Consider the following 25102-nt stretch of genomic DNA (forward strand, 5'->3'; position numbering starts at 1 on the left):
GGTTATTCCTCCTCTTTCATTTTCCTCAAAATTTCTGATGCAGCGACTTCGTCACCCATCCATTTTTCTTTACCGAATGCTCGATAAATGAATTTCTCTTCACCTTTTCCAATGAGAACCACTGAATCATGAGGTTTTGCCATTCTCAATGCCTTCTCAATGGCATCATAACGGATTGGCACAAACTCATAATTATCATTGGGCATCCCGGAAATGATATCTTGAGTAATGTCAACCACTTCCTCATTGCGGTTGTCATGCTCTGTTATTATAACATGGTCAGTTAAAGTGGAGCTTACTTTTCCCATTATTGGGCGTTTTAGATGATCACGTGCACCTGCAGCGCCAAAAACCGTAATAATTTTATTACCAGGAGGTGTCACTGTACGTACAAATTCGTAGACATTCTTCATACTGTCTGGTGCATGACCAAAGTCAACAAAGACTTTAAAGTCTTGACCCTCATCGACAATTGTCTGGCGACCATCGACATGTTCGATGTCCTTCAATTCTGGAATAATCGTATCAATCGAATAACCACGTTGATTCAAAATTGCGATAACGCCTAGCATATTATAGACATTAAAAATTGCAACAAAACTTGTCTCGACAGGATATTCTACACCTTGGTGCACCAAGGTAAAGCGAGTATAACGGTCAAATAATTCAATATCTTTGGCCATATAATCCGCTTGATTCTCAATGCCATACGTCACCGTGTGAGGGTAGTTCATCGCAATCAGACGTTGACTGTAATCGTCATCAGTATTAAATACGTTAAACGTTTCTGGACCCATACTATCGAACAACATTTTTTTTGCTAAGAAATAATCTTCCATGGTCTTGTGGTAATCTAAATGATCATGTGTAAGATTTGTAAATGATGCATTATTGAATTTTATGGATTCAATGCGGCGTAAAGCGAGACCTTGACTGGATACTTCCAAACACAATTCTGTAACACCCTCATCAACCATATCACGAAGGTATGATTGCAACTCTACGATATCTGGAGTTGTTAAACTAGGAGAGAATTTGTGGTCACCATATTCCACCGAAATGGTTCCAATGTAACCGGCATTTACGCCAAAGCGATCCAAAATGTTGCGAACAGTCTTCATTGTCGTACTTTTTCCATTAGTACCTGTAATGCCATAGATATAAAGTTTTTCGGATGGATTATCGTAGAAAAGCGACGTTATCGTATGTAATTCTGTCATTACGTCAGGAACTTGTATGTAATCTATACCATCTATATATTTAAGCGGTTTTGAATGGACAATGGCAACATTACCATTTGCAATAGCCCCTTCAACATAGTCGTGACCATCTACCGTCAACCCTTCTAGACAAAAAAACATTCCGTTATTAACAACGTCACGCGAATCAAGCACCAACTTTTCAATCATTCGATCACTTTTTATATTTGTGAGTTCGCTGAGTTTTTTCATAGCACTATTTCCTTGTCCTTCTTTTTCAATTTTTCAATTTTTTTAACACATCGTTTTGAAATCATTTCGTGTTGGATTAACAAATCCAAAAATTTACTTGTGTTTGATTGTTCAAGCAAAACATGTCCAAGTGTTTCCAACAGTTCACGTTCAACTGGAATTCCTTGCAATATTGGATACTGTTTGAATTCATCATTAGAGATTCTATAAAAAACTCCCTGTTTTTTATCATAAAGCACGATTGTAGTTGCGTCACTGGCAATGCAATGAGCACACGACATATTCGCTTTATAAGGCTCAAAACCATATAAATCTAATTGAATTCGTGCATTAAAATCATTGTACAGTTTAAAATACTGAGGTAATTCTAAAATTGCTGTTTCACGATCATACAACGTATTGAGTAACTTGTCGAAAAATGGGATGTAAATTGCTTGTTCTTCGAAAGTGAACTTCTTCATTTTTGCCTTCTGAGTCGCAATGTCGCATTTAACGATAAAATTACGCTCATTGAAGGAAAGGTTCTCCCACATATCAAGATTCTTTGAACGAATTGCTTCGAAAGTCTGTTCAATCGTAGTTTTATTTGCTAACGCCGTTTCAAACAATGATAATTTCAGATAATCATAGGGTTCTTTAGCCTTCAAGTTTAAGGCGTATTGTTTCGACAATGAATCATATTTTCGAATCATCATTTTGACTGGTTTTTGCTTATGATATTTTTGAAGTAGTCCCATTAAATCACCTCCGCAGCAGAAAGCATGTTCGCAATATAGAGACTCGCTGTTTCTGCACGCAACACATTATGTCCCAAGCTCACTTCTTTAAATCCTATGTCTTTAAAATAATCGCGCTCTTTTAGTGAAAAGCCACCTTCAGGGCCAACGATTGCAGTAACGGACGAAACCTCATCTGTTAATACCGTTAACAAGTGCGGTTGATCACCGATATCTGCAAAGACATTCAAATCTGATAAATACTCTTTTATTTCTGGTTTTCCAATTAGGTTTACAACTTTTATAGCATGTTGGCGATACGATTGTTCTGATGCTTCTTTAGCAATGAGATTGAGGCGTTCTAACTTTCGGTCAGCACGTTTACCAAAATCACGAACAACGCCATGATCTGCACTATAAAGAACAATTTCATCGACACCACATTCACATGCTTTTTGAATCATCCATTCCAACCGTTCGCTTCGTATTAATGATGCAATAAGTCTTAGTGTACGTTTCTTTGGTTTCCATTCGAGTGATTCAACTTCAACAATTTCCGTCAGGTCATCGTTGTTGAATTCAGCAAGAATACCACGGCCATTATTGTCGACAATTCGGATCTGATCGCCTTTTCGCATTCTCAATACCTTTTTGCATTGATTCCATTGGTCTTGCGAAAGGTATGGCGCACTCAACGTTTCAACAAAAAATTGTTGCATTAAATCTCACCCTTTGCTGTTAATAATAGTTTTTTGACTTCGAATGGACGTAATTCTCGATACATACCAATTTTCATATCTTCAAGTTCTAACGATCCAATTGCATATCGATGTAATTTTAGGACCGGTATCTTGAAGTGAGCAAACATCTTTCGAATTTGACGGTTTTTCCCTTCATGCAAGGTTACGGTAAATTGACTGCGATTTTTCTTTAAATCGTAAGTCACCATTTCAAACTCAATTCCTTTATACTCAACACCATCAATCATAACTCCAGATTCCAGCTGCCTTGATATTGCGCGTGTTAATTTTCCATCAACACTTACACGATATTTTTTAGGCATGTCATAACGAGGATGCGTCATAAAATTCGCAAATTCACCGTCATTAGTTAGAATCAATGCGCCGGTTGTCTCACGGTCTAAACGACCAACAGGGAAAACACGCTGATGATCCGGTACAAAGTCGGTAACATTCGTACGGTTTTTTTCATCTTTGGCCGTCGACACAATCCCCTTTGGTTTGTTTAAAAGATAATAAACCTTTTGAGCTTCTAAGCCGATTAATTTGCCGTTAACACGGACTTCATCGCCCGGAACAACATGGATTCCCATTTCAGTAACTTTTTTGCCATTAAGGCTAACCCTACCCTGTGCAATCAATTCTTCGGCTTTACGACGTGATGCAACACCAGCTTGGGCGATAAATTTTTGTAATCTAATTGCTTGATTTGAAGAGTTCATGAGTTTCATCCAACATTTCTAGTTTTATTTCTGGTAGTTCTTTTAGGGATGTAAGCTTAAAGACATCCATAAATGAGTCTGTAATTTCATAGAGAATCGGTCTTCCCGGCGTTTCAGCGCGGCCCGATTCTTTCACAAGATCTAGGGCTTCTAAACGACGCATCATCATATCCGAATTGACGCCGCGAATTTCTTCGATTTCAACTCGTGTGATCGGCTGTTTGTACGCAACGATTGCTAAGGTTTCAAGAGCTGCTTGTGATAATTGGCGATTTTTCTTGAATTCCAACATATCCGTAATCACTTCGTGAAGCGCTTCTTTGGTAACAAGTTTTAGCAATCCACCAAATTCGACAAGTTCAAGTCCGCGTGATTGAGCATCTAAGCTTTCTTTATAATTTTGTATTAATTGTTCGAGTTGTTCTGCATCAAGGTTCATCGCAAGCATTAATTGTTCACGATCTACGCCTTCATCACCAAATGCAAAGAGAATCCCCTCGATTATTCCGAGATTTTCCATTTATATTCCTCCTCTTAAAAAGACATCATCACCTTGGAAGTTTACTCTGAGTTCTCCCATGCGCAGCATATCCAGTACTGCTAAAAAACTTACAAGTAAATGTTGAAGTGAATAGGACTCTTGTAAGAGTGTTTCCAATTTGTACACTTTATCGTTTGTAAATTTACGACGTAAATCCTCAATCACATCATCAACCGAGAGTTCAACTCTTTCAATTGAAACATCTTGTGGATTTGCAATTTTAAACCGCTCCAAGACTTTTGTCATTGCACTCATTAAGTCATACGGTGTCTGTTCGTAAGTAATGGTGTCGTTAAGTTCTTGACGCAACTGTTTGAAGAGACCCGCAGAAACAGGTTTAGAGAATTGCTTCGATCGCTCTTCATATCGTTGTGCCAGTTCTATACTGACATCTTTATAACGTTGATATTCAACTAATCGGCGTACTAAATCGGTTTCTGCATCGTCTACAGCATTCGCATCCAATTCTGATTTGTCGCGAGGCAATAAGCGTTTACTTTTGTATTCAATAAGCCCCGCTAACTCACTCATGTACTCGCTCGCAACTTCAAGTTTTTGTTCTTGTGCTTGGTTAATAAACGTGATGTATTGATTTGCAAGTTCAAGGATATTTAAATCAAAAAGGTCAAGTTTCTTATCCTTGATCAAGTATAGCATGAGATCCAAAGGACCATTGAATTGTTCGAGTGTAACTTCAAAGTTCATGAGTGACTCCATTTCATTATTATTTCGTTGTTATAAGATTGCAGCGATTAATTCTGGTTTTTCGATTGTATTGTTATCGATTTCAAAGCATGCTACTGCATCCTGTACATGCGATTCAAGAATTTCGTGTTCACTATATAGTGTTGCAAGAACATCCCCGACTTTAATTTTATTTCCAACGTCTTGAGAAAGCATAATTCCAGCTTTGTAGTCAATTGTGTCTTCTTTCGTCTGACGACCCGCACCAAGATGCATGGATACAAGGCCAAGCTCCATAGCTTTCAAATCATGGAGATATCCTTCTTTATTTGCAACAACTTCTTTTGAATAAGTTGCATGTGTGAAGGTATCAAGATCTTCAAAGACTGAAATATCACCACCTTGAGCAGCAATCCATCTTAGGAATACCTCGTAAGCTTTGCCACTTCTTAGTGTTTCCAAAGCCATATCGTATCCTTTTTCTGGTGAATCTACAAATTGTGCTTGGAATAACATGTATCCGGCCGCAACGAGGCAAAGTTCCTCAAGGTCTTTGGGACCATTGTTTTTCAGTGTTTCCACAGCTTCGCGAACTTCCAATGCATTTCCAATTGCATTTCCAAGTGGCTGATTCATGTTCGTTAGCATCGCATTTACTTCACGACCTAAGTTTTGACCAATTTGAATCATTGTTTCAGCAAGTTGGCGTGCATCTTCCACAGTTTTCATAAAGGCACCTTCGCCATACTTAACATCAAGAAGAATACAATCCGCGCCACCAGCTAATTTCTTTGACATAATTGATGATGCAATTAATGGCAAAGCATTAACTGTTCCTGTTACGTCACGCAAACTATAAAGCACTTTGTCTGCATAGACTAGATTTCCAGTTTGCCCCACAACCGCAACATTGATGTCATTTACTTGTTTGATAAATGAGTCTGATGTTAAAGAGATGTTGTATCCAGGAATTGCTTCGAGTTTATCAAGCGTACCTCCAGTATGACCTAAACCACGTCCACTCATTTTCGCAACTTTTGCGCCTGCAGCGGCAACTAACGGGCTCAAAATAATCGTAGTTTTATCACCTACACCACCGGTTGAATGTTTGTCTACTTTTTTTCCAGCAATTGCTGTTAAGTCAATAATATCACCACTGTGAAGCATCGCTTCGGTAAGTACAGTTGTTTCTTCAACATTCATTCCCTTTAGAACAATTGCCATTAATAAAGCACTTGTTTGATATTCTGGTATTGTATTATTTGTAACACCTTCAATCCAAAATTTGATTTCTTCTTGCGTTAGCGTTAAGCCATCTCGTTTCTTTTCAATGATATCGACCATTCTCATAATTATTGTTTCCTCTCGTATATATTTAATTCAAAAGTCTCAAAATGTTTTGTTTCAGTTAAAGCAAACATTTCTAAGTCAATCGCTGGGAAAAAGGTATCGCCTTCAACTTCATTATCAATTTTAGAAATGATTAATTTATTAGCAAATGCCATACTTTGGAGATAAATTTCACCACCACCTGCAATAAAATAAGTTTCTTTGTCTTCTTGATGAGCTTTCAAGAAATCTTGTAAATCATGAATCGCATTCGGATAGGTTGTGTCACGAGTCACGACGTAAATATCACGTTTATCGAGTTTCTTAGGGAGTCCTTCATATGTCTTGCGACCCATAATAAGTTTTTGATGCAACGTCGTATTTCTGAAGTGTTGCAAATCTTCTTTGTTATGCCAAGGCATACTACCATCTAGCCCTAGCGTATTTTTTTGATTGACGGCAGCGATAATAATGTACATTAAACGCTAACCTTCGCTTTTATCAGCGGATGCGGGTCATAACCTACGATCTCGAAATCTTCATAGGAGAAGTCATCGATTGATGTCTGATTACCATGAATCACTAATTGTGGTAGCGTACGAACGTCTCTTGCCAATTGGGTTTCTACGGCATCGAAATGATCGGCATAGATATGTGCATCTCCAAATGAATGAACAAATTCACCAACTTGGAGATCACACACCTTCGCAATCATATGTACTAATAATGCATAGGATGCAATGTTAAATGGAACACCTAAAAAGATATCTGCACTTCGTTGATACAATTGAAGTGACAACTTTTTGTCTTCTGAAACATAAAATTGTAGAAACGCATGACACGGTGGCAACGCCATCTCTTCAATGAATTCAGGGTTCCACGCACTTAAAATGATGCGGCGTGAATTGGGATTGTGTTTGATTTGTTCAATAACATTATTCAATTGATCAACCCCATTAAAATCACGCCATTGTTTACCATAGACAGGTCCTAAATCGCCAAACTGTTTCGCAAAAGCATCATCAGTTTTAATTCGCTCAATGAATTCAACCATGGTCTCACCATTATAGGACTCAGACGCTAAGAATTTTTGATACGGCCATTCATTCCAAATTCGTACATTGTTCTGAACAAGCCACTGAATATTGGTGTCACCACTAATAAACCAAAGCAACTCTTTCGCAACAGAAGCAAAGTGAACTTTCTTCGTTGTGAGGAGCGGAAATCCTTCTTGTAAATCAAAGCGCATTTGATAGCCAAAAACACTACGTGTTCCCGTTCCGGTACGATCACCGCGGTCTTGTCCATAATCTCGAACAAAACGCATCATTTCTAAATAGTTTTTCATTTTATCACCTATACATTATTATACAAAAAAAACCTTCGTAAAGATACTACTTGGGACGTAAGTACTCGATATGTTCGGCAATTATCATCATTTCACCATTGATGAATTCAAGCCGTCCTTTCACAGACATGATATCGTTTATTTTCGCATGATCGAGAATTTCTAGACATCCACCCTTCCAAATTCGCATTGGAAGAATTGTGTTTAAAAACGTTCCATCAGATTGTCGAAAATTCGAAGTCACTTCAAGTTCAAAGTCTGCATAGTTTTGTACTGTGTTGTTTACGGCTTTTTCGGGGAGTCGGTGTAAATACCCGACTGTTTGGACAACATTCATAAGTCACCTCCTTTTCGCTTAGACTAAAGAAATCTTTTTTGATTTGCAAACACCAAAAAAGCAGTGAAACTCACTGCTTTTGATCCAATGGCAATGCCATTTTTATTGATTTTGGGACATTAACAAGAAACTTGAATTGTCGGTTTTGACCTTAGTTTTTATTTCAAGAATATCCTCAAATGCAAGTCCTTGAACCATTCTTAGGAAGCTAAAATAGTGCATTTCTTGGAAATGTTCTCTGGCAACATTGACGGCTAAATCATCTGCATTCGATAACGACATAACCATCTCACCATAGTATCTTTTTTTCAGTTGATCAAACTGTTCTTGATCTGCAATAAGGTGTGCCATCTGGGCATTAATTATTTCTTCAAAACGTGCGTATTCGGTACCTTCGTTAAAAAAAGTAATCAAAACAAAGGCATTTTGAACCTCAGTTCCATATGCAAATGAGTGTGATATCGCACCTTCGTCTAACCATGATTGATAATGTGGGTTCAATTCTGAAAAATTCATTTCTAAGAGCATATCGAATAGAAACTCTTCTTTTTGAAGACTTGTTCCTGTATATGGCAGCTTAAACGATAAGCTCATTTTAGGTGTTTCTACATTTTCGAAAATTTCGCGACGTGTGTGCTTTACCTCAAGTGGTTCATCAGGGTAAATATCTTCTACCTGACTTTCAACTTTAATATGGTTCTTAGTTTTTCGTTCAACAATTTCTTTGACAATCTCAGGATCTTCTGGAGTAACAATAGCCAGAACCATCCGGCTATCGTTATAGTTTAGGTCATAGGCCTTACGAAGATCATCTAGAGTCGTTGCATTAATACTCTCTTCCGTTCCAACGATGTCATAGATAAATGGAAATTGATGTAATGCATTCCGATAGGTTTCGTTGATAAGGCGCGTTATTGGTCGTTGTTCATACATTTTCATTTCTTCAACGATAATTCCTTTTTCCTTTTCAACACTGTCTGCAGTCACTGTAAAAGAACTTACGAAGTCTAACAGCAAGGAAAGCGGCGCTTCTATCGCACCATTATGACCGAAGTAATAAAATGTTTGTTCATAGGATGTAAATGCATTTCCACTTGCTCCCATCGCTGCGAATTGAGACAGAATGTCCCCAGCTTCATCTTCAAACAATTTATGTTCCAAGAAATGCTGGACACCTTTCTTGTGTTCTATAATTTCGCCATCCTTACATTGTTGTATATTTAGTGCTCCAAAAGGCGTACCATATACAGCCGCAGAGCGTTTAAATCCAGGGTGATGGATAATATAGGTATACAACCCACTTTCGGTTACAAATGTCGAAACTGATTCATTAAAGCTGTTGTCAATTTTCTTCATGATTATTGTCTCCTTCCGTCTGAGCACGATACGCATACGTAAATGGCGCACTCAAGTGATCAATAACTTCTTTCACCTGTTCAACTGTTACATTTGCTATTTTCTCTTGTAGTGCCTCAATACTTTCGTCGACACCTAATAATTCATTTCTAAATTGACGGTCTGCAATCCGTTTAAGATTTTCTGTAGTACCCTCTAAACCTAAATTAAGGTATTGAATCGCAGGTTGGATATCCAGTGATTCCTGCTTCATGATTTCAAATTGTTCCTGAATGAGAGTTAGTGTCTTGTCAAGATTACGATCGTTGATACCTGTCGCAACAATCATGACACCATCAAAAAGTTGACGTGACGCATAAATTGAATACGCCAAACTATGTTTTTCCCGGATATTTTGGAACAGCAGTGATGACGGCAATTGTCCAAGGTATGCAACAAATACTAAATACGCCGCATACAAATCATGGTATGGATCAATGTCTATAGCATACAATGAGACGATTTCGGTCTGACCACCTGCATGATGCTGGGTCATCATTTTTTCTGTGATTTCGGGATAAATAAGTGGGTTTTCTATTTTGTTTGAAAATCCTTGATTAAAACGTGAGACATCCATGTCGTGAAGATCTCCAACAATATAAATGGACTTAAACGCTTCTTCAACGAGCGTTTGGTGAAAAGCTTTCACCATGTCAACTGTGACCGTTTCGATTGCTTCGAGTGTCCCAAATGAGTTAACCGAAAATAGTGAATCGAGTGCAGCATTCAAAAATGCTTGTTGTTGCGCATAATGAGCGCTGCTTTCTTTTATGCGAGCATGATGCAAACGAAGACCATCTTTGGCTTCGTTTACCGTCTCTTCATTGATAAGCACTTCATAAAACATATCTGCTAAAAGGTCAACTTGTGCTTGCTGTACAGCTTCATCTGTAAACTTCGCATGAATACTTTTAACGGCAATGTCGATGACTTGATACTTACCAGCAGTATATGTATTGCTACTTGTTTTTGTACCATACATAAAGTCCAAACGTTTTTGCAACTCTTCTTTCGTAGGTGTCGCAGTAGTGCGGTCGTTCATCATTCTACTTAAAATGTTTGCGACGGTGTTTTGTTGATCATTTAATTCGAAAACTACTTTCAAATTAATCAATACCTCTTTAAATTTTGGTTCATAAATCTTAGTGATGTGAATATTATTTGCCAGATTAGTGTGTTCAATCATGTTATACGCTCCTAAAAATGATACAATAATGCTATAATTGTACATCAATCACAATTAAATAGAAAGCATGGTGACATCATGATTCAACCTAAAGATTCTGTTTTCTTAACAGACCTCTACGAGTTTTCAATGGCGTATACATATTTTAAAGAAAAACGTCATGAGGAAATTGTCTATTTTGACATGTTCACACGAAAAATTCCCAATAAAGGAGGTTATTTGATTTTCAATGGTTTATCGAAACTCATTGAAGCCATCAACAATTTTAAATTCCGACAAGAACATATTGATTATTTAAAAACACAAGGGTTTGATGATCCGGAGTTCTTGGATTACTTACTTAATATGGACCTTAACATCGATGTTTGGGCCGTCGAGGATGGTACTGTCGTCTTCCAAAACGAACCACTTGTAACAGTTCGCGGTACAGTCATCGAAGCGCAACTCATTGAGACGATATTGTTACTTTCAATAAACTATTCAACCTTAGTAACAACGAAGGCAAGTCGTATTGTTAATGCGGCTCGTGGACGCACGGTTCTCGAATTTGGTGCACGTCGTGCTCATGGATTTGACGCCTCACTTGATGGTGCACGTGCAGCGATTATTGCGGGTGCAGTTGGAACATCACACACGCTAGCCGGTCATAAATATGGTGCATATGTTGCAGGAACAATGGCCCATTCTTTTATCCAACTTCATGATAATGAACTGGATGCATTTATGACATATGCTCGCAACAATCCCGACAACTCTGTCTTCTTAGTCGATACCTATGACACCTTGAAATCTGGTATTCCTAATGCAATCAAAGTTGCTAAAGAATATCTAGAACCAAATGGATACCGCCTTAAGGCAATTCGTCTTGACTCTGGAGACTTAGCATATTTATCAAAGGAAGCACGCCGTATGCTCGATGCAAGTGGACTTCAGGATTGCAAGATTATGGCTTCGAACTCGCTTGATGAATACTTAATTGATGACTTAATTTATCAAGGCGCAGCAATTGATCAATTCGGAGTTGGCGAAAACTTAATTACATCCAAATCTGAACCAGTCCTTGGTGGTGTATACAAACTTGTTGCACAGGAACGTGATGGGGCTATCATTCCCAAAATTAAAGTTTCAGAAAATATAGAAAAAATCACAAATCCAGGTCATAAACGACTCTACCGTTTTTATGATAATGCAAGTGAAAAAGCACTCGCCGACTATGTAGCCCTTGCCGATGAGATCATCCCAACAGATGAAATAACAATCTTCGATCCGGTAGCACCTTGGAAGAAAAAGACCTTAACGAATTATCAAGTACGAGAACTTCAAGTTCCAATCTTCGTGAATGGTAAGTGTGTTTATACACTCCCTCATTTGGATGATATTGCTGTCTACTCGAAACGAGAACTAGAAACAATGTGGGATGAAGTAAAGCGTCTGCATTATCCGCACCAGTATTACGTGGATTTATCGCAAAAACTTTATGATTTGAAATTGTCCTTACTCCATGACATTAACGAAAATAAATAAAAGGAAATACCCAATCTCATTAAGATTGGGTATTTTTATGGTTATGGCATGCATGTTGTGAAAAAAGCACTTTGTGTTTGCATCGTGAAAGCGTATACTTATTTTAGGAGGATTGACCAATGACCCACACATCGCTTATGAATCATATTAATACGATTCACTTACGTTCTATTCATCATTCAAAATTTGATGCCGATTGGCATTCAACACTGCACTCCCATGCTTTCACCGAACTATTTTACGTAATTCGTGGAACTGGTCGTTTCATTTTTCAAGATAACACTACGATTAATGTTCGCGAGGATGATCTCGTCCTTGTTAACCCCAATATCCTACATACTGAATTTTCAGATTCGCATGATCCCTTAGAATATATTGTTGTAGCCATTGATGGCATTGAGTTTGTTTCTGAGTATGAAAATGACGGTTTTTCCGTCCATAACTATTACGAATACAAACACGAAGTTCTCTACTTTTTAAAATCCTTAGTCACAGAAACTCGACTTAAAGAACCTTATCACGAAATGATTGTAGATCTTCACCTCAAAAGTCTCATTATAAGTATTGTACGTCGAACCATCTTGAATCTCACAGTTGTTGTCAATCGTGAAGACGTCAACAACGATTGCATCTTCATTGAAAATTACATCAATAAGAATTTTAGAGATTCAATCACGCTGGATAAGCTTGCTGAACTAACGTTTCTAAATAAGTACTATATTTCACATATCTTTAAAAAACATTCGGGTATGTCACCTATCGATTTCGTCCTTAACAAACGGATCACGGAAGCAAAACGTTTGCTTGAGAGCACTGATTATTCAATATCACAAATTTCAGCTATTGTAGGTTTCTCGAGCCCGTCCTACTTTTCTCAGTTTTTTAAGAAAGAAATCGGTATGAGTCCTAGAAAATATAAGGATACATTTCAACCAAACTAGATAGTTACTAACCCGCAAAAAAAACGCTTCAGAAGAAGCGTTTTTTTTATTTACGATTAGATCGCCGTTCAAATTTAATGAAGCAAAGCACGATCCCCAGTACACTCATCATGCTTCCAAATATAAATACCATTGAATTTGTAGCAACACCTGTAGCAGGAAGGCTTGAGTTCTCTTGATTTGTGGATCCTTCTGGTTTAAGTTCTGGATTGGATGGATCCGTCGGGTTCACGGGTTCTAGAGGATCGATAGGATTAATGAAATCTCGTAGTTCAAGTTTTTCAAAACCACGTTCAATTTCCATAATAATGCTGTCAATTTCACTTTGTGAAGGCTTATTCGATAAGCCACGTTCATCAATTAGTGCTAGTAGCGCAACACCCTGCTTAACTCTTGTTTCCAAAAGTGTGTAAGAATCTACCGTATATTTGTACACTTCAAGTGCTTCAAATTGTGCAATGAGCGTCCGTAGGCGCGCGATACTATACTCTGTTAATGGTGGAGTTATATTGCTTTGATTAATTATAGATATATTGTCTAAAATGAAATCATTATACCCACGGAAGTTGATGTCTTTATTCGATGCATCTTCGACATCTGCCTTCGTAGCTGTCGAATAAATAGCAAACCATGTCTGCCCCGTCTCAGATCCCGTAATCTCAAATTCCATTCTTTGAGGACCCTCTTTATCTCTGGTTGATACCATTTCAAGCATCTGTTCGTGATTACTGATGAGTCCATCACCAATCATCACTGCATAAGTATAGTCTGAACCCATCTCGTAGTCGAACGATACCGTGTATTTTTGTCCAGGCTCGAAACGCACCATCTGTGGAATCGTTTGATATACGCGTCGTTGACGACCGGTTAATCCATTTGTTTTAAGTGACCAGTCTCCTTCGATTACATCACTAATCCGCTTATTATTCCACCCGCGTTGGGTGTACGGATCATGCTTCTCTGATAAATGAGTTCGGTTATCTTCAACACCTTCGATATCGCTAACGACAAACGGATAGATACCCTGAGCATTATTCTCAAAATCATTGAAAAAGTTACCTGCTTCATCAAATGGATTTCCCTCATTTTCCGTTATTCGGACACCATCAAAGTATGTCGTACCACTCCCAGGTTCACGAGTTAATTGAAGCGTTACGTCCCCAGTTTGAGGGGCTTTGAAGAAGACAAACATATTTTGAAAGTAACTTGTGCCCTCCACAGTTGAGGACTTCGTATTGTGCTCGTAGGCCTTGACATAATTTTCAGCAATGGAGCGATAGGTATACGCTTCTTTTCGATCTTCTTCTGTGATAATTGAAAGTGTTGCTTTCGCATCACTACGATTATCGACTCCAACATATGCTACATAATCTGCACCAGGGGTAAGATCAGTGAGAACTTGTGATACCGACGAAAGTGAATCATTATCTCGCATCACAAGCATATCATTCGAAGCCTGTGATTTTTCAATTGTTATTGAATCAGTGTCGCCTTTTTGCGTCCATGCATCAAGATTTTGTGAATTGAACCCTGGGTCAACGACATGAGCTCCTTCACCATAAGTCATCTCGGCTTGCTTTTGAGTGCCACGATAAACAGAATATGGCATATTAGCCTCGGCAGTCAGTGTCACCTTCCCGTTAACTACCGGAATTTCAGAAACCAATTCTTTCCCTGTCTCTGTGAGTCTGTAGTACATCACCGAACTTACATTCCAATTTGAAGGAAGTTCCCACTCAGTTTTTCCGCCAGTTTTATTAAAGTGATACAGTTTTTCATCGGCATTAGAAAGTGTCTTACCCGTTGCGTCCCATGACCAAGGAATTAGGTACGTCTCGCCATTTAATACGACTTTATCATTCAATGTCATTGTACGATGAGTATATCCATCATAGTCATTTTTAAAATCATTTGAACCCCGTTCGATTTTTAGTACGTTGTTCATCGCATCAATTAGCGTTACTTTCATTTCTGGAATCCATTCATAGGATAATCCATCTTGATTAGTCATCGTAACCGCTTCACCATTGACCCATTGATTCACTGTAAAATGTTGGACAAACTTAGTTGGGACATTGTTCTCAAAAAGATTAACAATGTAACCGTTGTAATCATTTCGCCCTTGCCATCCTTCGAAATCCTTCATATCGTAACCCCCAAGCAGTGGCGCAATAGCTGCTCCGGTATAAGCAGGATAATCAGCAATCCACACGTCTTTTTGATGATTATAAATGAATCGCGCAACATTACTGTTAATACCTTTTAATTTATAACCGCCATAGGTCAAATCAGCAGCCCAGTGTGAGAATGTCGTATCTGGTTCAAAGGCATATCCCCATTCACCACCTAGACGCCATCCTTGATCATTAATTTCCTTTGCTAACTGATGGCTTGTCCAGGCACTATTATCACCGGATTGTCCATTACCCCAAACATCAACATAAATAAAATCTAAATTGTTGTTGGGACCTAGAACATTTCCTAGTTCTTCAAATCGTTCACGACGGTAACCTGCAAGATCTTTAGCGGCATCAATATTAATCCCTTGATCAATCCAATTCCAACCATAATTGTATGAACCATCCACATTTTTTCTTAGTAATGATTCAGAAAAGTATTTAGATTCTGGATACGTTTCACTCGCATTTACGTGTATTCCAATACGAGCTCCATAGTCTACAGATCGATCAAGTAGTTTTCTAAACTCCGCGACACCACCAATTCTGCTTCCAATATTCGCATAATCTAGGTGACCCGAATCATGTCCTTCACTACCGTATCCTTTGAGTAGAATCGATTGACCGAGGCCATCTGTGTGAAGTCCGATTTTTTTAATACCATCCAGTGTCGTTAAAAATGGATTTTGTGCGTGCGAACCAAAATTCATTGCAATACGATATGCAACTAAATCAGGGACATCTTCTGCTCCCTTAGCAACATACATGATGTCTCGATAAGCGATTGCTGCATCTTGCCAGTTTACTGCTTGATCATTATTTCGATCTTCGCTAAGCACTACCTTAACCACTGGCAATTCTAAAGTATCATCGTCATACATCACATCGCGATGATAATACCATGGCGAACTTTGCAGTCCCATTGAGTTATAACTCAGATATTCTTGAACACGTGCATTTACGCGAGTAAAGTCATTGGAACCACCACCCGCTGAATACTGTGAATTTGAGTAGATTCCAGCCGCAATTTCACCATTAGAAATGAATCCATACATAAGTGGTTGATTGTATCTTCGTAATTGTGAATCTACTGGAACAAGCGTATCTCCCGAAACAGTAGTATCAGTCGACATTCGTGTCGCCATGAGCTGTGCATTCGTTTCATTGCTACGAACAGATACTAGACTGTGGTTGGGGATTTCAATCGTCCGCACCGTTGTCTCGTTAGTGTACGGAGTCGGATTATTATTTTGAATTTTTGTTACTTCAAATGTAACGCTCTCCCCGACCACGCTAAGTACTGCAGTAAGATCGACATTTAGCTTGTGAGCTTCATCTCGTACCTTCATGAGATACTCAACCTGATTTTCCGCCAGACGCTTCATCGAAACCTCAGGAATTACGTCAATCCCATTAAGCACCAATGTATTTAGAATGCTAGGTTGGCCATGCATTATGATACCATTATTAAGTTCATACTTAACAACACGTGGAAATGCTTCGTCAATGGTGACTGTCATTGCATCAGACTTTATTGTAGTGAGTGAACCACCTTCAATTGGATCTGTTGGACGTTGCTGCGGAATATGCCGGATCACAACATTATCGAGCAACACCTCCAAGGTTCCACGGTCTTTAAAGATTCCAATTTCCGCCGCGTTGGAATGAATATTTCCCATAATGTTTGAAAATACTTCTTTGCCGTCAACAGAGAGAGCTAACGTTGAATCGGATACTTTGGCAGATAATTTAAAGGTTTTTCCCTCTTCGATACGTGGTCCTTCGGCCATTCCAGAATAACTCGACTTCGATCCGAAATGCTCACTAAAAAAGAGATTCGTTTCATCTCCAGTTGAAACAGTTGCAAACGTTTTAGAGTCTACGGCACGCATCGCAAAACCAAATCGATTCGCTTTTCCTTTAACAGTCATATCAGCTTCAATTGTGTAATTATCCATAAGTGCAACTCGTTCAAACGTTGCAATTTGTTTTCCTGATGTGCTATCAAAATTAATCTTTAGTGCCTGGCCTGACTCGGTGGTGACGATTTCTTGCTTAACATCTCCCAGCATCGGAAAGAGGACATTCGTTTCACCAAGTGATTCTGATTCGAAGTCCAACTTAAATTCATAATCATCATATATATCCACAGTTTCGCGAGGTTCACGAATAATCTCTTTAGGAATATCGGTTTGATCTGTTGATTTAATCATAATACTCGAAGACTCACTTCCAAATTGCCCCAATCTAATCGCTATATCTTGATATGAAGCTAAAGCATCGACTATTCCTGCATCAAACATATAATCACTAATAACGGTTTGTTCTCCTTCAGATTGAGTTCCTTTCAAAATAAACTTATTATCTTTAAATGTAATATCAAGGCTGTAGGATTCATTTTGAAGTGGTAATGTTCCGCCGAGGTTACCATACGTTCCTTGACCATCGACTGCATATTGCCAAAACCATCCACTTGCATTATATCCAATAGAAATGTAATTATTGAAGTCTTTAAAAAACAACATAATATTTAGCCGTGTTTTTTGTGGATTGGATAGTGGAATAAAAGTAAGTGAAGTTCCGACTTCTTTTCCATTCATCTTCCAGCCATTCTTTTTCGTAAAAAAGGCGGACTTATCACTATTATTATTTGCTTCATGAGATGACAACTGAATATAGCGTGTTTCATCTTGTATTCTCTCCTCAATCACCCCTTGCGGACTTAATAAACTTATCCAATCTAGATTGGTATCATTTGACGCACTAACAATTTGCGGGTTGTTAGCACATAACGTTAAAACTAATACCAATGACCATAGACCAATCATTATTTTTTTCATATTCCCTCCATCTAGAGCCTTTGCCCAAATTAATGATAGCACTTACATTATAGGTATGTGTTTAGTTAAATTGTGATAGAAGTTATATATGTTGAGGTTTAAATAAAACAAACATACAATAGAAAAACGCTTCTTTCGAAGCGTTTAACGTTTTCCTTGATCGTATGGATCCCCAAGAGCTTTTGGAGCTGCTTGAGTTTTCGAAGAGAACCATAAGACAATTAAGGTTGCAATATACGGGAACATCTTGAAGAATTGTTCAGGAATATTTAAATTTGTAAAGAATGGAATTGCAGAGTATACATTTGAGATTGTAAGGGTTAATGCAAAGAATATTGATGAAATGAATACCGGTATCGGTTTCCATTGTCCAAAAATTAAGATTGCAAGTGCTAAGAACCCATAACCACTCACAGTTCCAGAGAATGAAGTACTTACTGGAATCATAATCGCAAATCCACCAAGTCCACCCAATGCACCAGAGATTAATACAGCTGCCCAACGAATTTTGTAGACATTTACTCCCGCCGCATCCAGTGCATTAGGGTTTTCACCCGCCGCACGCAAACGTAATCCAAAACGTGTTTTGTACATTACGAATACAACCACAATCAGAATAATGAGTCCGAGATATGTTGTAATATACGCATTTTTGAAGAATAAGTCCCCAATGACAGGAATATCTCCTAACAATGGAACTTTTCGAATTAAGAACACATTTTTAAATGGAATTTCTTTAACAGAGTAAACCAATCGCGCCATAACAACTGCAAAAGCAGGTGCGAACATATTGATCGCGGTACCCGAAATAGTTTGATCCGCCTTCATGTTGATAGATGCAAATGCATGTACTGCAGCAATTGCCATTCCTGCTAGAATCGCTGCGAGCATTCCAATTACAAACAGAAGTTGCGGTGCAAACATTCCTTGTAACATGAATAGTGTTAAGATTCCAAAGAAGGCACCAAATACCATGATTCCTTCCAAGGCAATGTTTACAACACCACTGCGTTCTGAAAAGAGTCCACCCAGTGATACCATGAGTAACGGAATCGCTACATAAAGCATTTGTTGAAATACAAAATATGCCATTGTCATGATTCTTTACCTCCTGATTTTTTATCACGTGTTAGCTTTCCGATAACACCTCGCAAGAATACAGTCAATGCAGAAATATAGATAATTGCGGATGTGATGACTTGGATGATCTCGGGCTCTAGGCGGAATAATTGTAAGTTATTACCTCCATATGTAATTTGAGAGATAAAGAGACCTGAGAAGATTATACCTATTGGATTGTTTTGACCCAACAAGGCAACAGCAATTCCATCAAATCCTTCTTTGAGTAATCCATATAAGGTTGTCATATAGATTCCAACATCAGATAGATACATCAACGCTCCACCAAGACCAGCTAGACCACCAGCAATCATCATTGATAAGATGATACTTCGTGTCTCATTAATTCCAGCATAGCGGCTTGCATGTCGGTTAAATCCAACAGCACGAAGTTCATACCCAAATGTTGTTTTTTCGAGCACGATATACAAAACTATAGCACTAATTATTGCAATAATGATACCAATATTCAATGATGAATTTGGGAAGATTGCATCCAACCCCATTCTTGGCAAGTATGCATTTTTAGGCGGTAATGTACGACTGTATTGCGCATCAAATGCTGTACGCATAATCAAAAAATTAACCAAATAAACTGCAATATAGTTCATCATAATTGACGAAATAACTTCGTTAACATTTCGATAGGCTTTTAAAGCACCAACTACAAGTCCCCATATAGCTCCAGCAAGAGCACCTAAAACAATTCCTACAATCCAGCCGAATCCTGGAGGTAAGAAAGTCCAGTTAACACCGACATAAATTGCAGTAAAGGCACCAACTGTAAATTGTCCCGTTACCCCGATATTAAAGAGTCCCGTTCTAAATGCAAATCCAACAGATAAACCCGTCATGATAATTGGTGTTGCGTTAAAGAGCACATTACCAATTCCACGAAGTCCATCATGTAACCCACCTTTTAAGATTAACGCAAATGCGCTTAAGACAAATTGTGGTTTAATCGCTAAAATAACGATAAATCCAAAAACGAGTCCAATTGCTACTGCTAGTAAAGAAGCAATTAAGTTGTGGGATTGTTCGTTTTTAAAATAGTTTTTGATTTTACTCATCAGTATTTCCTCGTTTCGCTCCAGCCATGTAAAGTCCTAATTCTTGCTGTGTTACGGAATCTGGAGTAAACTCTCCTACTAATTCACCATTATGCATTACAAGAATTCGATCACTTACATTCATTATTTCAGATAGCTCATAGGATACAAGAAGTACGGATTTTCCTGCATCACGCTGTGCAACAAGTTGTCTATGAATATATTCAATCGCACCAACATCAAGGCCCCGTGTTGGTTGTACTGCCATTAATACATCACTACCCATATCAATCTCGCGGGCTAAGATAGCTTTTTGTTGATTACCACCTGACATGCTTCGGACAGTTGTATGAGGTCCTTTTGAACTTCGAATATCAAATTTCTCGATCATTTCTTTTGAATATACATCAATGGCGTCATACTTCATAAAACCATTTTTTGAGAAACGGTCTTCAAAATATGACTTCAATACAATATTGTCTGCCAAGTTATATTCTAATACGAGTCCATCACGGTGACGGTCTTCAGGAATATGTGAAAGTCCATGAGTATTGCGGTAACGAATCGACTTATTGGTAATATCATTGTCACCAAGCATAATGACACCCGATTTAATTGGCAAGAGGCCTGCTAAAGCATAAACAAGTTCATGCTGGCCATTTCCTTCAATCCCTGCAATACTTACCACTTCACCACGTCGTAAATCAAAGCTAATATTTTTGATTGCGTCATGACCACCGTGGGTGGAATCAATGGACAAGCCATTAACAGATAGCACAACATCACCAAGTTTTGCAGGTGCTTTGTCGATTGTAAGATCAACCTTGCGTCCAACCATCATTTCTGACATTTCTTCAATTGAAACATCTTTAACATCGACAGTTCCAATATACTTACCTTTACGTAAAACAGTACAACGGTTCGCTACTTTTTTTATCTCACCTAGTTTATGCGTAATGAAAACGAGTGACTTACCTTCTTTTTGAAGTTGCAACATAATTTGCATCAGTTCATCAATTTCTTGAGGCGTTAGTACAGCTGTCGGTTCATCAAATATCATGACATCACTTTCGCGATAAAGCAGTTTAAGTATTTCGACACGTTGCTGCATTCCTACAGAAATATCTCTAATTTTTGCATCTGGATTTACATTCAGCCCATAACGTTCACTAAGCTCAACAATTGCTTGACGTGCTTCTTTTTTATCTACTACACCTTTTGATGTTTGTTCAACACCAAGGATAATATTTTCTGTAACTGTAAACGTATCAACAAGTTTGAAGTGTTGATGCACCATCCCTATTTTAAGTGCCGTCGCTTCATGCGGATTTGAAATTTTCGTAGGCACTCCACGAACAATTATCTCTCCGCCATCTGGTTGATACATACCAAAAAGGATTGACATCAACGTAGATTTTCCCGCACCATTTTCCCCTAGTAGTGCGTGAATTTCACCTTCGCGAATATTTAATGTAACTTGATCATTCGCAATGATGCCAGGAAATACTTTAGTTATTTCTTTCATTTCGACGATATGATTCATCGGTTTCACTCCTTCAATGAATTTTAAACAGAAAAAGCCCCAACGAAGGGGCTTTTCTAATTACTAGTTGGTTTAGACAATTTTAACTTTTTCTAATTTCAAGTCGCTGAAATCATTAGCATGTGTTGTAGGAATTGATGAACGTATTCCATCTTTGTCTGCTTTGAAATCTGCGTAGATTTTATCATAATCTGCTTTTGTAAATGTCTCGAAACGATCAAATTTGTCTGGCAAACCTACTGAATCATTTGCGATTCCATAAGTTGTTGCCTTACCACCTTCGAATTTACCTTCGTAGTGATTTTTCAATGCTGCGTGAACAGATCCTTGTAACTGCTTAACTGCTGATGTAATGATTGTTTCACTGTCAGCGCTTTGATCTTTGTCAACACCAATAGATTTCTTGTTTGCTGCTTGTGCGGCTGCAAACACTGAGTTTCCTGCACCACCCGCTGATGCGAAGATTACTTCAGTACCAGCTGCATACCATCCAGCTGCAAGTGTTTGAACTTCTGGTTTTGGCTCAAATGTATTTGCGTAGTTGTAACGGACTTCAACGTCAACGCCTAACTCTTTAGCTGCTGCATCTGCTCCATATAGATAACCAATACCATATTTTTCAACTGCTGGTACTCGGTATCCACCAATAAATCCAAGTTTAGTCATGCCATCTTTAACTGCTGCATATCCTGCAAAGAATCCTGACTCATGTTCATCATATAGCAATGAGTTTGTATTGCTTCCAATAACTGGCTCAGAGTCACCATTTTCTTGAGGTAAGCTATCCACGAAGATAAAGTTTACATCAGGGAAATCTTTCTGTGCTCTAAATACTGCATTATTAAATAGGAATCCAGGTGTTACAATCACTTTAGCTTTTCCATCTTTGATAGCTTTACTAATTGTATTGTAGTACTCATCATCATTAGCTGTTGATGGTCGGTAATAAGTTGCTGAGATTTGTTTGTCCTTGTTTGCTTCGTTATGTTCTTTAACATACGATTGGACACCTTCCCATGATCCTTGGTTGAATGATCCGTCATCGATCGTTCCAACGTCTGTGATTAAAGCAATTTCACCACCGGTACCTTCTTTGCCTGTTTCTTGCTCCTTTTCAGGCGAAGCACAAGCTGTCAGTCCAAATACCATTAATGCGACTAATGCTATAGTCCAGAATTTCTTCATTGTTATCCTCCGTACAAGTTCTCCTTGTAAGACAATAATAAGCAATATTATGCCTAAAATCAAGTCAAACAAACGCACTCTAGAGTGCATTGAAATCGCTATCATTGATTGTTGTGGTAATATGATTTAGAACATAGTATAATTAAATGTTATTAGAGTTATTTTCATTTTATTTCATGTGATATTTATATGAAGTTCAGAAATCGGAAATATGTACTATTTAAAGGTTTTTTTCTACAATTCTTAAATTACACTTCTTACCTTTCAAACGTATTGTTTCTATGTTTATTAGGTATGTGTGGCAACGAAAATAATTTCACATATTATTCAAATAAAAAGAATCCCTGCCTAAGCAGGGATTCTTTTACGCTTCCTTGTTAATTGTATGAATGTATTTTGATTTTACTTCTTCGTTAACAAGAGTAACAAAGTCTTCAAGACTGAATGGATTCTGAGCACGTTCACCAAAACGGCGAACATTGACCGAGCGTTCCTCTATTTCTTTATCACCAATAATTACTTGCATTGGAATTTTATGCATTTGAGCTTCACGCAAGCGATAGCCAAGTTTTTCGTTTCGTCCATCAACCGAAACACGAATACCTTGTGCTTCTAAGATTTCTTTGACTTCATTTGCATATTCCATGTGGAATTCTGTATTAACAGGAATAATTTCGACTTGTTTTGGTGCTAACCATAATGGAAATGCTCCAGCAAAGTGTTCAATAAGAATTCCAATGAAACGCTCGATTGAACCAAATATAGCACGGTGAAGCATGATTGGTCGTTGTTTCGAACCATCTTCCGCAACATATGTTAGATCAAAGCGTTCTGGTAGATTTGTATCCAACTGAACTGTTCCACATTGCCAAATACGGTTTAACGAGTCTCGAACCTTAAAGTCTAGTTTGGGTCCATAGAATGCCCCATCACCAGGATTGATTTTGAATTCTTTACCAGCTGCAATACATGCTTCTTCAAGAATCTTCTCAGAACGATCCCAATCTTCGATAGATCCAATATATTTATCTTCTGGACGTGTTGAGAGTTCAATGGAATATGTTAATCCAAAGACAGAATAGATTTCTTCAATAAAGTCTAAGATTTCAATAATTTCGTCTTGTAATTGCGCAGGCGTCATAAATAAGTGAGCATCATCTTGCGTAAACATACGAACACGGAATAATCCATTGAGTGCTCCACTCGCTTCATGACGATGCACAGTCCCCATCTCGGCAAGGCGAATCGGAAGATCACGGTATGAATGTAAATCATTTTTATAAACTAACATACCACCTGGACAATTCATTGGCTTGATTGCGAAATCACGATCATCAATTGACGAAGTATACATGTTTTCCCGGTAATTTTGCCAGTGTCCAGAAACTTCCCATAGGTCCTTGTTTAACATTGTCGGTGTTTGTGTAAAGACATAACCACGACGTGTATGAGCTTGTTGGTAATAAGCATCCAGGGCTTGTCGTAATTTCATTCCATTTGGTAACCAGAATGGGAACCCAGGACCGTACTCACTCATCATAAATAAGCCAAGTTCTTTTCCAAGTTTTTTATGGTCTCTAAGTTTTGCTTCTTCAAGCCAGTTTAGGTAATTGTCGAGATCTTCTTGTGTTTCAAATGTAATTCCATAAACACGTTGCAACATTTTATTATTTGCATCGCCTTTCCAGTATGCACCGGATACCTTGAGAAGTTTAAAATATTTCATTTTTTTCGTTGTCTCAACATGAGGACCACGGCAAAGATCGATAAATTCTGCTTGACGGTATGCTGAAATTGTTTCGTTTTCATCTAAATTTGAAATGATATCAAGTTTATAGGAATCATCTTTGAACTCTTCCATTGCCTCTGCTTTTGAAAGCTCAATACGTGTTATTCGTTTGTCTTCTTTAGCAATTTTACGCATCATCGACTCAATTTTCGGTAAATCGTCTTCTGTTAATTTGACATCTCCCAAATCCATGTCGTAGTAAAAGCCATCTTCAATTACTGGACCTACCCAAAATTTTGCTTCTGGATAAAGACGTTTCACGGCATGCGCAAGTAAGTGTGCGGATGAGTGATTCAGAACATTTAATTCTGGATTTTCTTTAATATTAATCATTGTACTTTCCTTCTCTTTCTAATAAAAAAGTACCACGGTAACAAACCCTAAAAGGACGTGTTAACGCGGTACCACCTTCATTCACTGTAATAGTGCACTTTATCTGTTAACGCCAGCTACGGAATTTTTTCGAAAATTCACTCAAAGGTTGTA

General features: G+C 38.1%; 20 protein-coding genes. 2 read left to right on the forward strand and 18 right to left on the reverse strand.

The window, feature by feature from the left end; genetic code table 11:
* Positions 1 to 2: 2 nt before the first annotated feature.
* From GVV22_RS02170 to GVV22_RS02225, 12 genes are all read right to left on the reverse strand, one after another.
* Complete coding sequence (locus GVV22_RS02170; RefSeq protein ID WP_159648544.1) at positions 3 to 1451, reverse strand: UDP-N-acetylmuramoyl-L-alanyl-D-glutamate--2,6-diaminopimelate ligase; 1449 nt, start codon at positions 1449 to 1451, stop codon at positions 3 to 5.
* A complete protein-coding gene (locus tag GVV22_RS02175; RefSeq protein WP_159648545.1) occupies positions 1448 to 2188 on the reverse strand; it encodes a hypothetical protein in 741 nt (246 codons plus the stop codon). Before GVV22_RS02175 ends, GVV22_RS02170 begins: the two co-directional genes overlap by 4 nt.
* Positions 2188 to 2886, reverse strand: coding sequence for an RsmE family RNA methyltransferase (locus GVV22_RS02180; RefSeq protein WP_159648546.1), 699 nt, complete (start codon positions 2884 to 2886; stop codon positions 2188 to 2190). Before GVV22_RS02180 ends, GVV22_RS02175 begins: the two co-directional genes overlap by 1 nt.
* Positions 2886 to 3629 carry a pseudouridine synthase gene (locus tag GVV22_RS02185; RefSeq protein WP_159648547.1) on the reverse strand — a complete coding sequence of 248 codons (744 nt, stop codon included), beginning with the start codon at positions 3627 to 3629 and terminating at the stop codon, positions 2886 to 2888. The genes GVV22_RS02180 and GVV22_RS02185 overlap by 1 nt, the downstream gene beginning before the upstream one ends.
* Entirely contained in the window at positions 3604 to 4149 is a 546-nt protein-coding gene (gene scpB, locus GVV22_RS02190; RefSeq protein ID WP_159648548.1) for an SMC-Scp complex subunit ScpB, read from the reverse strand. Before scpB ends, GVV22_RS02185 begins: the two co-directional genes overlap by 26 nt.
* The gene (locus GVV22_RS02195; RefSeq protein WP_159641428.1) at positions 4150 to 4875 is read right to left on the reverse strand and encodes a segregation and condensation protein A; all 726 of its coding nucleotides are present in this window, start codon (positions 4873 to 4875) and stop codon (positions 4150 to 4152) included. It lies immediately after the preceding gene.
* 30 nt (positions 4876 to 4905) lie between these two features.
* Positions 4906 to 6204, reverse strand: a complete 1299-nt coding sequence (locus tag GVV22_RS02200; RefSeq protein ID WP_159648549.1) for a pyrimidine-nucleoside phosphorylase — start codon at positions 6202 to 6204, stop codon at positions 4906 to 4908.
* A gap of 2 nt (positions 6205 to 6206) precedes the next feature.
* Complete coding sequence (locus GVV22_RS02205) at positions 6207 to 6662, reverse strand: dihydrofolate reductase (RefSeq protein WP_159648550.1); 456 nt, start codon at positions 6660 to 6662, stop codon at positions 6207 to 6209.
* Positions 6662 to 7531, reverse strand: a complete 870-nt coding sequence (thyA, locus tag GVV22_RS02210; protein WP_159648551.1) for a thymidylate synthase — start codon at positions 7529 to 7531, stop codon at positions 6662 to 6664. Before thyA ends, GVV22_RS02205 begins: the two co-directional genes overlap by 1 nt.
* Positions 7532 to 7577: 46 nt before the next feature.
* Positions 7578 to 7868 (reverse strand): hypothetical protein, encoded by a 291-nt coding sequence (locus tag GVV22_RS02215; RefSeq protein WP_159648552.1) that lies wholly within the window; start codon positions 7866 to 7868, stop codon positions 7578 to 7580.
* Positions 7869 to 7970: 102 nt separating this feature from the next.
* Positions 7971 to 9224 (reverse strand): EF-P 5-aminopentanol modification-associated protein YfmH, encoded by a 1254-nt coding sequence (yfmH, locus tag GVV22_RS02220; protein WP_159648553.1) that lies wholly within the window; start codon positions 9222 to 9224, stop codon positions 7971 to 7973.
* On the reverse strand, positions 9211 to 10449 hold the full coding sequence (locus tag GVV22_RS02225) for a M16 family metallopeptidase (protein ID WP_159648554.1): 1239 nt from the start codon (positions 10447 to 10449) through the stop codon (positions 9211 to 9213). The genes yfmH and GVV22_RS02225 overlap by 14 nt, the downstream gene beginning before the upstream one ends.
* Positions 10450 to 10527: 78 nt before the next feature.
* Between GVV22_RS02225 and GVV22_RS02230 the strand changes: the two genes are divergently transcribed.
* Together GVV22_RS02230 and GVV22_RS02235 are read left to right on the forward strand one after the other, a co-directional pair.
* Positions 10528 to 11973: a nicotinate phosphoribosyltransferase gene (locus tag GVV22_RS02230; protein ID WP_159648555.1), complete on the forward strand. Its 1446-nt coding sequence runs from the start codon at positions 10528 to 10530 to the stop codon at positions 11971 to 11973.
* Positions 11974 to 12092: 119 nt separating this feature from the next.
* Entirely contained in the window at positions 12093 to 12914 is an 822-nt protein-coding gene (locus GVV22_RS02235) for a helix-turn-helix transcriptional regulator (protein ID WP_159648556.1), read from the forward strand.
* Positions 12915 to 12960: 46 nt separating this feature from the next.
* Here the strand turns inward: GVV22_RS02235 and GVV22_RS02240 are convergent, their stop codons facing one another.
* From GVV22_RS02240 to thrS, 6 genes are all read right to left on the reverse strand, one after another.
* Complete coding sequence (locus tag GVV22_RS02240) at positions 12961 to 17931, reverse strand: endo-alpha-N-acetylgalactosaminidase family protein (protein WP_159648557.1); 4971 nt, start codon at positions 17929 to 17931, stop codon at positions 12961 to 12963.
* Positions 17932 to 18075: 144 nt separating this feature from the next.
* Positions 18076 to 19029 (reverse strand): ABC transporter permease, encoded by a 954-nt coding sequence (locus GVV22_RS02245; RefSeq protein WP_159648558.1) that lies wholly within the window; start codon positions 19027 to 19029, stop codon positions 18076 to 18078.
* On the reverse strand, positions 19026 to 20120 hold the full coding sequence (locus tag GVV22_RS02250; RefSeq protein ID WP_159648559.1) for an ABC transporter permease: 1095 nt from the start codon (positions 20118 to 20120) through the stop codon (positions 19026 to 19028). The genes GVV22_RS02245 and GVV22_RS02250 overlap by 4 nt, the downstream gene beginning before the upstream one ends.
* Positions 20113 to 21642, reverse strand: coding sequence for an ABC transporter ATP-binding protein (locus GVV22_RS02255; protein WP_159648560.1), 1530 nt, complete (start codon positions 21640 to 21642; stop codon positions 20113 to 20115). The genes GVV22_RS02250 and GVV22_RS02255 overlap by 8 nt, the downstream gene beginning before the upstream one ends.
* A 72-nt stretch (positions 21643 to 21714) precedes the next feature.
* Positions 21715 to 22827 (reverse strand): BMP family lipoprotein, encoded by a 1113-nt coding sequence (locus tag GVV22_RS02260; protein ID WP_159636633.1) that lies wholly within the window; start codon positions 22825 to 22827, stop codon positions 21715 to 21717.
* A 364-nt stretch (positions 22828 to 23191) separates the two neighbouring features.
* On the reverse strand, positions 23192 to 24949 hold the full coding sequence (thrS, locus tag GVV22_RS02265) for a threonine--tRNA ligase (RefSeq protein ID WP_159648561.1): 1758 nt from the start codon (positions 24947 to 24949) through the stop codon (positions 23192 to 23194).
* Positions 24950 to 25102: the final 153 nt, after the last annotated feature.

Origin of the sequence: Erysipelothrix aquatica (assembly GCF_009828825.1) — a bacterium.
Classification (GTDB): domain Bacteria; phylum Bacillota_I; class Bacilli_A; order Erysipelotrichales; family Erysipelotrichaceae; genus Erysipelothrix; species Erysipelothrix aquatica_A.

What these genes read in the sequence shown, in the direction of transcription:
- yfmH (WP_159648553.1), bottom strand. Translation starts at nt 9,224, where the DNA reads ATGAAGAAAATTGACAACAGCTTTAATGAATCAGTTTCGACATTTGTA.
- GVV22_RS02200 (WP_159648549.1), bottom strand. Translation starts at nt 6,204, where the DNA reads ATGAGAATGGTCGATATCATTGAAAAGAAACGAGATGGCTTAACGCTA.
- scpB (WP_159648548.1), bottom strand. Translation starts at nt 4,149, where the DNA reads ATGGAAAATCTCGGAATAATCGAGGGGATTCTCTTTGCATTTGGTGAT.
- GVV22_RS02250 (WP_159648559.1), bottom strand. Translation starts at nt 20,120, where the DNA reads ATGAGTAAAATCAAAAACTATTTTAAAAACGAACAATCCCACAACTTA.
- GVV22_RS02180 (WP_159648546.1), bottom strand. Translation starts at nt 2,886, where the DNA reads ATGCAACAATTTTTTGTTGAAACGTTGAGTGCGCCATACCTTTCGCAA.
- thyA (WP_159648551.1), bottom strand. Translation starts at nt 7,531, where the DNA reads ATGAAAAACTATTTAGAAATGATGCGTTTTGTTCGAGATTATGGACAA.
- GVV22_RS02225 (WP_159648554.1), bottom strand. Translation starts at nt 10,449, where the DNA reads ATGATTGAACACACTAATCTGGCAAATAATATTCACATCACTAAGATT.
- thrS (WP_159648561.1), bottom strand. Translation starts at nt 24,949, where the DNA reads ATGATTAATATTAAAGAAAATCCAGAATTAAATGTTCTGAATCACTCA.
- GVV22_RS02235 (WP_159648556.1), top strand. Translation starts at nt 12,093, where the DNA reads ATGACCCACACATCGCTTATGAATCATATTAATACGATTCACTTACGT.
- GVV22_RS02195 (WP_159641428.1), bottom strand. Translation starts at nt 4,875, where the DNA reads ATGAACTTTGAAGTTACACTCGAACAATTCAATGGTCCTTTGGATCTC.
- GVV22_RS02245 (WP_159648558.1), bottom strand. Translation starts at nt 19,029, where the DNA reads ATGACAATGGCATATTTTGTATTTCAACAAATGCTTTATGTAGCGATT.
- GVV22_RS02170 (WP_159648544.1), bottom strand. Translation starts at nt 1,451, where the DNA reads ATGAAAAAACTCAGCGAACTCACAAATATAAAAAGTGATCGAATGATT.
- GVV22_RS02255 (WP_159648560.1), bottom strand. Translation starts at nt 21,642, where the DNA reads ATGAATCATATCGTCGAAATGAAAGAAATAACTAAAGTATTTCCTGGC.
- GVV22_RS02185 (WP_159648547.1), bottom strand. Translation starts at nt 3,629, where the DNA reads ATGAACTCTTCAAATCAAGCAATTAGATTACAAAAATTTATCGCCCAA.
- GVV22_RS02175 (WP_159648545.1), bottom strand. Translation starts at nt 2,188, where the DNA reads ATGGGACTACTTCAAAAATATCATAAGCAAAAACCAGTCAAAATGATG.
- GVV22_RS02215 (WP_159648552.1), bottom strand. Translation starts at nt 7,868, where the DNA reads ATGAATGTTGTCCAAACAGTCGGGTATTTACACCGACTCCCCGAAAAA.
- GVV22_RS02230 (WP_159648555.1), top strand. Translation starts at nt 10,528, where the DNA reads ATGATTCAACCTAAAGATTCTGTTTTCTTAACAGACCTCTACGAGTTT.
- GVV22_RS02205 (WP_159648550.1), bottom strand. Translation starts at nt 6,662, where the DNA reads ATGTACATTATTATCGCTGCCGTCAATCAAAAAAATACGCTAGGGCTA.
- GVV22_RS02260 (WP_159636633.1), bottom strand. Translation starts at nt 22,827, where the DNA reads ATGAAGAAATTCTGGACTATAGCATTAGTCGCATTAATGGTATTTGGA.
- GVV22_RS02240 (WP_159648557.1), bottom strand. Translation starts at nt 17,931, where the DNA reads ATGAAAAAAATAATGATTGGTCTATGGTCATTGGTATTAGTTTTAACG.